General features: G+C 51.5%; 12 protein-coding genes. All 12 read right to left on the reverse strand.

Annotation, left to right across the window (positions count from 1 at the left end):
- Nucleotides 1-31: 31 nt before the first annotated feature.
- Nucleotides 32-1,195, reverse strand: coding sequence for a D-alanine--D-alanine ligase family protein (locus tag ACP158_RS03785; RefSeq protein ID WP_424947648.1), 1,164 nt, complete (start codon nt 1,193-1,195; stop codon nt 32-34).
- A gap of 42 nt (nt 1,196-1,237) precedes the next feature.
- Nucleotides 1,238-2,701 carry an NADH-quinone oxidoreductase subunit NuoN gene (nuoN, locus tag ACP158_RS03790; RefSeq protein ID WP_424948392.1) on the reverse strand — a complete coding sequence of 488 codons (1,464 nt, stop codon included), beginning with the start codon at nt 2,699-2,701 and terminating at the stop codon, nt 1,238-1,240.
- Between the two features lie 71 nt (nt 2,702-2,772).
- A complete protein-coding gene (locus ACP158_RS03795; RefSeq protein ID WP_424947649.1) occupies nt 2,773-4,095 on the reverse strand; it encodes a DNA methyltransferase in 1,323 nt (440 codons plus the stop codon).
- A 40-nt stretch (nt 4,096-4,135) separates the two neighbouring features.
- Nucleotides 4,136-5,626 carry an NADH-quinone oxidoreductase subunit M gene (locus ACP158_RS03800; RefSeq protein WP_424947650.1) on the reverse strand — a complete coding sequence of 497 codons (1,491 nt, stop codon included), beginning with the start codon at nt 5,624-5,626 and terminating at the stop codon, nt 4,136-4,138.
- 27 nt (nt 5,627-5,653) lie between these two features.
- On the reverse strand, nt 5,654-7,615 hold the full coding sequence (gene nuoL / locus ACP158_RS03805) for an NADH-quinone oxidoreductase subunit L (protein WP_424947651.1): 1,962 nt from the start codon (nt 7,613-7,615) through the stop codon (nt 5,654-5,656).
- A 19-nt stretch (nt 7,616-7,634) separates the two neighbouring features.
- Nucleotides 7,635-7,940, reverse strand: coding sequence for an NADH-quinone oxidoreductase subunit NuoK (gene nuoK, locus ACP158_RS03810; protein ID WP_424947652.1), 306 nt, complete (start codon nt 7,938-7,940; stop codon nt 7,635-7,637).
- Complete coding sequence (locus ACP158_RS03815) at nt 7,937-8,599, reverse strand: NADH-quinone oxidoreductase subunit J (RefSeq protein ID WP_424947653.1); 663 nt, start codon at nt 8,597-8,599, stop codon at nt 7,937-7,939. Before ACP158_RS03815 ends, nuoK begins: the two co-directional genes overlap by 4 nt.
- A gap of 338 nt (nt 8,600-8,937) precedes the next feature.
- A complete protein-coding gene (locus ACP158_RS03820; protein WP_424947654.1) occupies nt 8,938-9,150 on the reverse strand; it encodes a hypothetical protein in 213 nt (70 codons plus the stop codon).
- Nucleotides 9,147-9,884, reverse strand: a complete 738-nt coding sequence (locus ACP158_RS03825; protein WP_424947655.1) for a DUF3883 domain-containing protein — start codon at nt 9,882-9,884, stop codon at nt 9,147-9,149. The genes ACP158_RS03820 and ACP158_RS03825 overlap by 4 nt, the downstream gene beginning before the upstream one ends.
- Nucleotides 9,881-10,252: a DNA cytosine methyltransferase gene (locus tag ACP158_RS03830; protein ID WP_424947656.1), complete on the reverse strand. Its 372-nt coding sequence runs from the start codon at nt 10,250-10,252 to the stop codon at nt 9,881-9,883. The genes ACP158_RS03825 and ACP158_RS03830 overlap by 4 nt, the downstream gene beginning before the upstream one ends.
- Nucleotides 10,253-10,346: 94 nt before the next feature.
- Nucleotides 10,347-11,861, reverse strand: coding sequence for a DNA methyltransferase (locus ACP158_RS03835; protein ID WP_424947657.1), 1,515 nt, complete (start codon nt 11,859-11,861; stop codon nt 10,347-10,349).
- 40 nt (nt 11,862-11,901) lie between these two features.
- Entirely contained in the window at nt 11,902-12,390 is a 489-nt protein-coding gene (gene nuoI, locus ACP158_RS03840; RefSeq protein WP_424948393.1) for an NADH-quinone oxidoreductase subunit NuoI, read from the reverse strand.
- Nucleotides 12,391-12,431: the final 41 nt, after the last annotated feature.

Here is a 12,431-nt window from a genome sequence, read left to right on the forward strand (position 1 = left end):
GTTTTATGAAAATTACCGCTCCCATAGAAAATCAAAACACTCTTTTCAGTGATTGCTTTGATTGATGATTTTCTATGGCGAGTTCAATTAATCGGTCGAGTAATTCTGGATAGGGGATGCCGCTGGCGGCCCATAGTTTAGGGTACATGCTAATCGGCGTGAATCCGGGCAAGGTGTTTAGTTCGTTTAATATGACCTCGTGGGAATCCTGGTGAACGAAAAAATCCACTCTGGCCAACCCTCTGCCATCGATGGCTTTGAACGCTTTGATGGCAAGTTGTTGCACGCGCGCGGTGGTTTTGGCGTCCAGCGGCGCGGGAATGACCGAGCGGGATTTATCGTCAATGTATTTGGTTTCATAGTTGTAGAACTCGGCGCCGGGAATAATTTCACCCGGTACCGAAGCCTTAGGCCCTGCATTACCGAGATGGGCATTGCCTAGAATGGCGCACTCGATTTCGTGGCAGTTTTCCATGGCCTGTTCAATCAGGATTTTGTTGTCAAACTCAAAGGCGTGTTCAATAGCGACGGCCAACTGGTCCCGCTTCCTGGCTTTGCTGATGCCGACGCTGGAGCCCATATTTGCGGGCTTGACAAACAGCGCATAATCGAGCTCACTTTCAATTTTGTCGATGACACGATTTTTGTGTTTTTGCCATTGCCAAACCGTGCACACCACATACCGGACTTGGGGTATGTTGGCGCACTCAAATACCTTTTTCGCCAAGGCTTTGTCCATAGCCAGGGCCGAGGCGGCCACGCCGCAGCCAACATAAGGCAATCCGGCCATTTCCAAAACGCCTTGTAACGTGCCGTCTTCTCCAAAGGGGCCGTGCAGAACCGGAAACACGATATCCACGGCGGGAATGTGGCTACCCGAAAAATCCGAAATTACCGAATCAGAAATCAATGACTCAGGAAGCCGGATCAGGTTGCCCTGATTATGCAGACTCAGCGAGACCGTTGTGGTTGAAACGCTATCAGCGGCTTCGATTTTTTCAACACAACCGGTGGACGCCAGCGCTTCAATATCGTCGCTTAAATGCCAGTGGCCTGATTTATCGATGCCGATTAGATGAACGTTATACTTATTTCGGTGCAGCGCTTTCAGGATTGAGCGCGCCGAGGTGACCGATACTTCGTGTTCGCATGATCGACCGCCAAACAATATGCCGATATGAAGCCCGTCTTTCATTACTCAGATAAATTAATCAGATAAATCAACCAAGCAAATTAATTAATAGGCGAATTGTTTGATCGCCTGATTGCATAGCGTAATCAAGGCTCCGATCCAGGGCAGGATTGCAATGATTATGATGACGTTAATCGCCAGCACAATTTTACGGTCGGATTGCACCGCGATAGGCGCGTCGGCCTCGGGCATCGTCTGCGGCGCATCAAAGTAAACCAGTTTGATGATGCGCAAGTAGTAGTAGGCGCCAATCACCGCCAACACCACCGCGACAATAGCAACCCATTGCAGATTGGCGTCAATGAGCGCCTGAATAACCGATAGTTTTGCGAAGAAACCGGCGGTCGGCGGAACCCCCGCCATGGAAAACATCAATATCAGGAACAGTAGCGCGATGAACGGACTACGCTTGCTCAAGCCTTTGAGATCGTTGAGCTGGTCGGATTCAAAATCCTTGGTGGATAAATACAATATCAATCCAAATGCCGCGCAACTCATGGTCGCGTAAATGAGGATATAAAACAAGGATGCGCTATAGCCTGCTACACTGCCCGCGAGTATGCCGAACAGGAAAAATCCCATGTGAGAAATTGTCGAGTACGCCAGCATTCGCTTCAAATTGTTCTGGGCAATGGCGATAACATTTCCGACTGCCACCGACAAAAGCGCCAGGATTATCAGCATCTGCTGCCACTGCCCATGTAAGTCTTCCAGCCCGCCCACCAAAAGACGCATTATCAGGGCAAACGCGGCAATCTTGGGCGCCGCGCCAATAAAGGCAGTGGTCGATGTGGCAGCACCGTGATACACATCAGGAATCCACATATGAAAAGGAACCGCACCAATTTTGAATGCCAGTGCGACCACAATAAAAACAACGGCAAGGGCAAGCGCCAGATTATCCTGGCCCATGTTGGCTGCAACCGAGCTAATCACGGCAAGTTCGAGGGCGCCGGTCAATCCGTAAAGCAACGACATGCCGTAAAGCAAGACACTGGATGCCAGCGCGCCGAGCACGAAGTATTTCATTGCCGCTTCAACCGCCAGTTTGTCATCTCGAAAAAAGGCAATCATTGAATACAGACACAACGACATCAATTCCAGGCCCAGGTACAACGTCAACAAGTGATTAGCCGATGCCATCACCATCATCCCACAAACCGCAAACAGCCCCAAAACATAATATTCGTTCTTAAAGATATTTCGATCCTGATTGTATTGTCGACCATAGATAAAGATCGTGGCGGACAACAAACAAATAGCCACTTTCAGCAGATCGCCCATCGGGTCGTCAACAAACAGGCCGTTAAAGGCAAATGCGGGTTGGGTAGCAAAATCACTGACGATCAATACGCAGGCGGCGAGCAAGGTGAAAACGCTCAACCAAAAGCAAACGATGTCGTTACGCTCCTTGTTAATAAACAACCCCATAATCAAAATTGCCGATGCCATTGAAGCGACAAAAATCTCCGGCAACGCCAATGCGGTTTGTAGTGATTGCAGGGTCATCATCGTGATTTGCTTGGCGTAATTTGCTTGGCGTGGTTTAGTCGGCGAGTCGCGCTAATCAATCGGGCGCGCTAATCAATCAGCCCGAGTTTTTTCAGTTTCGCGAGCAACTGCGCTTGCGTGCCGACGCCTTTGGTGGAGTTGCACGCGCCGCATAAAAGCTGCAGGTTGGCGAGATGATCCGAGCCGCCGTGATCTTGCGGGACTATGTGATCCACGGTGAAGTTGCGGAACGGGAACGAATGTCCGCAGCCGTTGCAGCGGCCTTCCTGCTTGCCGAACAATTCATGCTGGTGCGTCCGGTAATTGACCGGCTCGCCGCGCAAGTCGGTGCGCCGCGGCAGGTCGTGGCGGTGAATCAAATCGAAGCGGTCGATCAGGTCGGCTTCGTGCGCCATGCGAAGTTTGACCAGGTCGGCGGCTTTGCTCGACAGGTCAATGCCGAGCCAACGGCGTTTTAGTTTCTCGGCGGCGATCAGGGTGGTCGCGCAACCGCAAAACGGGTCAAGGATGAGATCGCCCTCATCGCTGCTCGCTTTGATGATGCGGTCTAACAACGCCAACGGCTTTTGCGTGGGATAGCCGACGCGTTCTTTGCTGGAGTTGTTAATTTTGTCAATCGCCCAAACACTGGCGACCGGCGCGCCATATTCCATGGCATCTCCCAAATAGCGCTTGACCCGCTTCCCGTCGCCCGCGTCCGACAACACATACTTGCGCCCGTGCTCGTCTTCGTGGACTTTTTGTCTTCGTTTTGCAATATATTCCTGCTCGCTCTCCCATGGATCGCTGTAGCTATTGAAACGGTTGGTTTTTCCTTTGGCGTAAAAATAAACCACATCGTGACGGCTCTCAAATTTATGCTTGAGTCGTTTGTTCCAGCCGCTATAACTCCAGATAATTTCATTCCTAAAATTCGTCCTGCCAAACACTGCGTCCATCAGAATTTTCAGGTAATGCGACGCGGTCGGGTCGCAGTGCAGATAAATGGACGCGGTCGGTTTCATCAGCCGCTTCATCTCCATTAAGCGCACCGCCATCATGATCAAATACGATTTCATGCCTCTGCCGTATGCCAACTCGCTGGCGGCGATCGCGCTATAAATCGCGGGGTCTTTGTCGGCGATTTCGCCGTGCCACGCATTGTCCACATCGTTCAAAGTCCAAGTATCCTTGAACGCCGCGCCGGCCGCCTTTGAGCCAACCGGCGCGGCGTAGTCGCGGTTGGAATTGAACGGCGGGTCAAGGTAGATGAGGTCGACGGTGCGCGAGTTGAGGCCACGCATGATTTCCAGATTGTCGCGCGTCCACAGCGTGCCGGACTTGAAGTTCTCTTTCGGCTTCGCCTTCGTTTTCGTGATCACTTGTTTTGCCATGTTGGTCTCTGTTTTCATTTTCATTTTCATTTTCGTGACGCCGTCTATTTTATCGCGATCATCGGCAGAGCACCGGGCATTTTGAAATATCCACATGCCGCAATAAGTTTTCGATGGAAGTATGCATCACCTCGAGCACCGGATTGGGCCAAATTCCAACCACCAGAACCAGTGCGGCAAGAATCCCAAGCATTAAAATTTCACGGCTGTTGACATCTTCCAAAGCGGCAACATCCTGATTGACAACTTTGCCGTAAATGACGCGTTTCACCATCCACAAGGTGTAGGCCGCGCCAAAAATCAGGGTTAGCGCGGCAATGATGGCAAACCAGGGATTGGCTTGGAAGGCACCGAGAATGACTAAAAATTCACCGACAAAGCCAGAAGTGCCGGGCAGGCCGGTATTGGCCATGGCGAACAGCACAAACAATGCGGCGAAAACCGGCATAGGCGTAGCAATGCCGCCGTAGGTGTCGATCATGCGCGAATGCGTTCGGTCATACAGCACGCCGACGCATAAAAACAAGGCCCCGGAAATAAACCCATGCGAGATCATTTGCATCAGCGCGCCTTCGGCGCCCTGAGCGTTAAAAATAAACAAGCCCAAAGTAACGAAGCCCATGTGAGAAATCGAAGAGTAGGCGATCAGTTTTTTCATATCCTGCTGAACCAACGCCACCAGAGCGATATACACCACCGCAATCAGCGAAAGCGTAATCATCAACCAGGCAAGTTCATGGCTGGCATCAGGCGTGATCGGCAGGCTCAACCGAATGAACCCGTAGCCACCCATCTTCAGCATCACCGCGGCCAAGATGACCGAGCCGCCGGTCGGGGCTTCGACATGGGCATCGGGCAGCCAGGTATGCACCGGGAACATCGGCACTTTTACTGCGAATGCGCTGAACAATGCCAGGAAAATCAGGATTTGCGCCTTGAGCGTCAAGGGCAGGGCATGGTAATCCAGTATGCTGAAACTGCCGCTGGCGTTGTAGAGATACAGCAACGCCACCAACATCAGCAAGGAGCCCAACAAGGTATAAAGGAAGAACTTGATAGTCGCGTAAATTCGGTTGGGGCCGCCCCAAATACCGATAATCAGGAACATCGGAATGAGCATGGTTTCCCAGAACACATAGAACAACACCGCGTCCAATGCCGAAAAAACGCCGATCATGACCCCTTCCATAATCAAAAACGCGGCCATGTATTGGGCGACGCGCTCGGTGATGACTTGCCAGCCGGCAATAATCACAACCACGGTTAATAAGGTGGTCAGCAAGATTAACGGCATGGAAATGCCGTCCACGCCAATTGAATAGTAAATATTGAAGGCACTGATCCAGCTATGATGCTCTGTAAACTGCATATTGGCGGTGCCGGCATCAAATCCGCTATACAGCGAAATACTGAGCAAGAATATAATCACGGAAAAACCGAGCGCCAGTTTGCGCGCAATGGCGGCGCGTTGATCATTGCCAGTGGCCAGCACCAGCACGCCGGCGACAATGGGCAGCCAGATGAGCGCACTGAGCAGTTTATTTTCCATGTCGTTTATTTCTCAGGGCCTGCCAGGTTATAACCAGACGAAAACGGTGATCAACCCAAACAGCCCAAGGATCATGGCGAAGGCATAATGGTAGGTATAGCCGGTTTGAATATGGCGCAGGATGGCTGAAAAACCGCTGATGGTGTTCGCCGTGCCGTTGACCAGCGCGCCGTCGATCAAGCCCGCATCGACATGCTGGCTGAGCAGTTTGCCGACAACAACGGCGCCTTTGGCAAACACCGCCTGGTAGAACTCGTCAAAGCCATATTTGTTCACGAGCAGGCGGTAAAACGGCGCCGATGCGCGGGCGATTTTTGCGGGCAAGGCGGTGTTTTTGCAGTAGCAATACCACGCCGCGAGTATCCCGGACGCCGCCAGCCAAAAGGGCCAGGCCAGCACGCCGTGCCAAATTGCCGCCAGCGCCAAGGCGAATCCGGTGTTGCCGCTAAAACCCTCGGCAATTTCCTGGGCGACATCATGATGACGCAGAATGAAAATGGAATCGCCAAAGTAATCGCCGACCACGACCGGGCCAAAGAACATGAATCCCGCGAACACCGAGGGTATGGCCAAAGCGACCAGCGGCAGAATGACCACGTTGGGCGATTCGTGCGCCTGGCGGATGACGCTGGCGCTGGAGCGGTTGCGGCCGTGAAAGGTCATGAATAATAATCGGAATGAATAAAATGCGGTCACAAACACCGTGAGCAACACCGCGATGTGGGCATATTGCGCGCCCCAAATGTCGCTGTGATGCACCGCTTCGATGATGGCGTCCTTGGAGAAAAACCCGGCGAACGGCGGAATGCCGGCCAGCGCCAGCGCGCCCACCGCGCACGTGATGTAGGTAATCGGCATGATGGCTCTCAGGCCGCCCATCTTGCGCATGTCCTGCTCGTGGCGCATGGCGATAATCACCGAGCCGGCGGCCAGGAACAGCAAGGCCTTGAAGAAGGCGTGGGTGCCAAGGTGGAACATGGCGATTTCGTAAGCGGACGCGCCCAGCGCAACGGTCATGTAGCCTAACTGCGATAATGTCGAGTAGGCGATCACGCGCTTGATGTCGTTTTGCACCAAGCCGATCAGCGCCATGAATATCGCCGTTGTGGCGCCGATGACCAATACCACGGATAAGGCGGTTTCAGAAAACTCAAACAGCGGCGACATGCGCGCCACCATAAAAATCCCGGCGGTCACCATGGTCGCGGCATGGATCAATGCGGAAATTGGCGTTGGGCCCTCCATGGAATCCGGCAGCCAGACATGCAATGGCACTTGGGCGGATTTGCCCATGGCGCCGACAAACAACAGCAAGCAAATAACGGTCATCCACTGCCACTCTCCAAACGCAGAGATAACGGTGGCCTCTTGTATAAAGGGCGCGCTGGCGAATACCGTCGCATAATCCACCGAGCCGAACACATAAAGTATGGCGGCGATGCCGAGCAGAAAGCCGAAGTCGCCGATGCGGTTGACCAGGAACGCCTTCATGTTGGCAAAAATGGCGCTGTCGCGCTCAAACCAAAACCCGATCAACAGATAGGACACTAATCCGACCGCTTCCCAGCCGAAGAACAACTGCAGGAAGTTGTTGGACATGACCAGCATCAACATGGAAAAAGTGAACAATGAGATGTAGCAGAAGAAGCGCTGGTAGCCGGGATCTTCCGCCATATAGCCGATGGTATAAATATGCACCATCAACGACACGAAGGTAACGATGACCATCATGGTCGCGGAGAGTTGATCGATCAAAAATCCGATTTGAAATGGAATGCCGCCGCTAAGCGCCCAGGTATATACCGTGTGGTTGGCGAGGTTGCCGCTGCGCACGTCGGCGTAAACCACCAGCGAAAGCGCGCAAGCCAGGGTTACCCCGGCAATCGTTATCGAATGGGCGCCGCGACGACCGATTGCCTTGCCAAATAATCCGCAAATGATGGATGCGGCCAGGCAAACCAGCGGAATGGCGAGGTAGATATTTTTCATCCGCTGTTCATCCGCGTGTTCAGCCTTTGAGCGAATCCAGTTGGTCGACGTTGATGGTGTGGCGCGCGCGAAACAGCACGATCAGAATGGCCAGGCCAATCGCGATTTCCGCGGCGGCAACGGTCAAAATGAAAAACACGAACACCTGGCCGGCGATATCTGCAAGATAATGGGAGAAAGCGATGAAGTTAATATTAACCGCCAACAGCAGTAATTCAATCGACATCAACAAGATCACCAGGTTTTTTCGATTCAGGAAAATGCCCACCACGCCGATGGAGAACAATACTGCGCCCAGGATTAAATAATGCGACAAGGGAATCATGATTCGACCTCTTCAGGGGTGGATTCAGTCGGCGCGGCTTCAGTTAAAAATTCCGTTGCGCTGGGAGGGGCCGAGTCCATACTCACGATTCTTAGGCGATCCTCTCGATTGACCTGCACCTGAGAAGCGGGATTGTTGTATTTGGTGTTCGGCCGCCGGCGCATGGTCAACGCGATGGCGGCGATGATGGCGACTAGTAAAATCAGCGCCGCGATTTCGAAGGCATAAACATACTGCGTGTAAATCCGGGCGCCCAAGGCTTTTGTATTGCTGTATTCAACCCCATATGCAGCCGGATTATTGTATTCACTAACATCAAAAGAGCCATACATTACCAAGGCAATTTCCAAAACCAGTAATACCGCGACCAAACCCCCAATTGGTAGATAACGGGTAAATCCAGCGCGTAATTTGGCCAGGTCAATATCCAGCATCATCACCACAAACAGAAACAGCACCATGACCGCGCCGACATAAACCAGCACCAGCACGATGGCCAGGAACTCGGCTTGCAGCGTAATCCATACGCAAGCGGCGCTGAAAAACGCAAGCACCAGAAACAACGCTGATTTCACCGGATTGCGGATGGTCACCACCATGCCCGCGGCAAAAACCAGCGTTGCGCTGAAAGCGTAAAATGCGAATTGGAGAAAAGTCATGATGAGTGGACGGTTAACCACGATTGATTAAACTTAACCCATCGCAACACGCCGTTGAAATCCAACATTGGCGGTCGGCGGATTTCATATTTTACCGCCGAGGCTGGGACGGGTTTGATGATGGTGAATTGCCCGCCGTGCGGTTGCCAAGTAAAACAATGGGAGTCGCTTGCGGCATCGTGTCCCTGGAAATTTCTCCGCGTGTTTAGTTCCCAGCGATAATCATCTGGCACGAAGCGCGTTATTTCTGATTCAAACATAGTGAATTGCAATTGATTCATATTTCGCACTAGCACGAGCAAGCGGTAGTCCTCGTATTCGCTCAGTGAACAAAGCACTCATAAGTCCATACATTCATCAACAACCTCATTGGCTTTCGCGAGCAACGCATCAGGCATAACACGCCGCCCGTTTGACTGAAGCAAAAACGCTTCGGTCACTATCGCCATTGCGCGCGTGACCTGTTGATCTTCACCGCGCAAGTCCAACTCTGCCAGAGCGGCGGTGATGGAGGTGAAAAGTTTGGCGGTGTTTTTCGTGTCGGCATTCATACTGTTGCGCGCCACGATATTTGAATAAACTTTCTTTTTTCTTGCTTAAATGTCAAGCCAGTGTTGATGGGGTTGCGTATCGTTATGGCGAAAGGATCCTCATTGAAATTTTTGACCACATAAATGAAATAATCGTTTCTCAATCTATCGGCGACATCATACTCCTTGCTAGTGAGAACAATGTTGCCGGAAATCGTGGCCAGCCCCTTGACTTCAACAGCAACAAAACTGTCTTGGGACGTTAATCGATGGAGCCGGAAATCGTAGCCACAACCTGTGTGGGTAACATCCTCTGCTCTTGTATCGAAAAATTCGCGTTCTGCTTGATAGTTTTGCGAGAAAAAGTTTTCCGCCGCTCGGCCGGTCAGAAGCCTCTTGGCGAAAGACTTGATTTCTTGTTCTGAGGTCTGGTCAGATATATTTATCGTGCCACCGGTGATGCGAATAATGAGCGAAAGCAACTCATCAATATCTCGGTCTTTGAATCTTTCATAAATACACTTGCAGTGATCTCGCACGGGTCTGCCTCGCCAGCCTTTCCGCGCATTTGGAAATAATGGATCAAGCTCATCGCGATAGTTTTTTATGGACGTCGGTTTGGCGCCGATGGACAACCCCAAGACATTGTATGCCTCGTTGAATGAATCGAACCCCATGAGATCTAACCCTTGCTTGTCATGTTGAGCAAGATATAAGCCGCACAAAATTGCTTTCTCGCGCACGCTTAACTTCATAAGGCATGCCCGCCGCTGTGGGAAGCCAACTGCCGAACATTCTCCAGCACCGCCGCTTGCGGTTTCTTTTTTTCAAGTATTCGCACAATGTCAAAAAACAGCGTCCCGCGAATATCGTCAAAGCCACGTCGCTTGCCGATGATGCTAAATGGCTGGCAGGGAAACCCGGCGCACATTAGATCGTGGTTTGGAACGTCCTCGGCGGCAATCCGCTTTATATCGCCGTGTGGCCACATTCCAAAGTTTTCGGCATAGGTCGCGCGCGCAGGTTCATCAATATCCGAAGCGAACACGCATTGCATACCGTTTGCAACGGCAGCCAGGTGAAAACCGCCGATGCCGCAGAATAGATCGACAAAGGTTTTCACGCGCAACCTCGACGAAAGCCAACTGCGCAGTGGTTGTCGGCAAAAAGCGTGCGGTCGTGAATTTCCGATTGCATAACTAGTCAAGACCTATTTTCTATTTATCCAACAAACTTTTAGGCATCAATTCTTCCTGAAACGCCTCCCCGGTGCGCGGATGCGCGAGCGGCGGCATTATCGGCTCAATGTTCTGAAAATGCTCGTCAATGGTGTACATGATCAAGCGGTTATATTCCTTCGCGCCCACTTGCAGTGTTCCCGCTTGGGCGATACATTTTCTGACTGATGGCGTATCCCATTTTTCCAAAGTAATGAACACACCAATCGCCGCTTTGCCGCTGGCGAGCATGCCGAAAAAAGCGCGCAAAGAATCGATGCTCGGCTTGCCGCCTTTCACTTGCGCGATACACAAATTCTGTTCTTTCCCCGCGCCATAAATCAGCGCGCGCCCATCGATGCCGCCATCGCCGCGTTGCACTGCGTTCGGCGCAAAGCCGGGGATGCGCGTGACCGCCCACTTCTCGAAATCAAACGGGTTTCTCTCGGCAAAATCGACCGCCCCTTTCAAGTCTTTTGACACTCCCGCTAAATCGATGCGCAAATCTTTCATGCGCTCGCGCCGCACCACTTCAATAGCATATGCGGAAATATCGATGCCAATCCAATCGCGTTTCAATAGATGCGCGGCTTCAATCGTGGTGCCGCACCCGCAAAATGGATCCAATACCAGATCGCCTTCGTTGCTACTCGCCATAACAATTCGTTTCAGCAAGGCAAGCGGCTTTTGCGTTGGGTAGCCGAGACGTTCTTTATTTGTAGGCCCTCCTAAAATTTTAATATCAGACCACCAATCCGTCATAGACGGATTCCCTCCCTTGAATTCTTGAGGTGAAAGTCCCGAGGGAATCTTGCCCGTATTGACTGCGCGGTTATACTTTTCCCAGTCAAAAACAGTGACCATGTTCTTTGATAGGTTTGCGTTATAGCCTTTGCGCAGCCCGCTATCAAATGTCTTTTTTGAGCCTTCCGTAGGTTTGCCTAATTGAACGTTGAATTTAGCCTTGGGCGATTTAAAATAAAATAAAATAACATCATGTTTTTGTTGCCATTTACTCGCCTTTGAAGGCATCCCCCTATAACACCAAATAATTTCATTCCTGAAATTCCCTTTGCCAAACACCTCATCCATAATGAGTTTTAAATAGTGCGACGCAGTCGGGTCGCAATGCAAATACATGCTACCGGTATTCTTCAACAAGCGATGCATCGCGGCAATCCGTTCGGCCATATACGAAAGATACGAAAGCATGCCGCTGCCGTCCGGATAGATTTCGCTGAATGCGCGAATGGCGCGATGCGCCGGGTGGGCAATCGCGCTGTTTATCAAATCGACGCGCCGCTCGGCATCGATGTCCCATTCCCAAGTGTCGGTGAATGCGGTCAGTTGGGCGAGGTCGTTTTTATCGCCGCCATTCCTTTGCGTGCCGAAAAGAATGTTGTAGTTCGCCTTGCTGTTGAACGGCGGGTCCAGGTAAATCAAGTCAACAGAGTTGTCGTCCCATTTGCCCATTACCTCCAAACAATCGCCGTAGTAAAGCGTGTTTTTTTTCATGTCTGTAATTTCTCTGATGCAGTTTGCATTTGCGGCGCGTTCACCGATACGGCGCGTCCTGTTTGCGCGCCGCGGCGATTTCCTGTTCGTGTTTGTCGCCGATTTCCAGCAAGCCTTGTTTGTCGATTATGCACTCGCTATTTTTCTCCATGTGAAATTCGTGGATGTCGGTCATGACGATGGCATCCACCGGACACGCTTCCTCGCAAAAACCGCAATAAACGCATTTGAATAAGTCTATGTCATATCTGGTGGTGCGGCGCGTGCCGTCTTCACGCTCTTCGGAGTCGATGGTAATTGCCAAAGCAGGGCAGACGGCTTCACACAATTTACAGGCAATGCAGCGTTCTTCACCATTGGCATAACGTCGCAATGCATGCAGCCCGCGAAATCTCGGCGATTTCGGGGTTTTTTCTTCGGGATACATGATGGTGGTTTTCTTGCGAAACAATTGTCGACCGGTCACCCCGAGCCCGGCTCGCAACTCTTGCAGTGAAAAAGTTTTGTACCACTGTTTGCACGCGTTTATTATTTGTGGCAGCCGCATAATTTGTGCCTATATTGATGAAT

The sequence above is a fragment of the Candidatus Spongiihabitans sp. genome (assembly GCF_965247905.1).
Taxonomy (GTDB): Bacteria; Pseudomonadota; Gammaproteobacteria; order Arenicellales; family Poriferihabitantaceae; genus Spongiihabitans.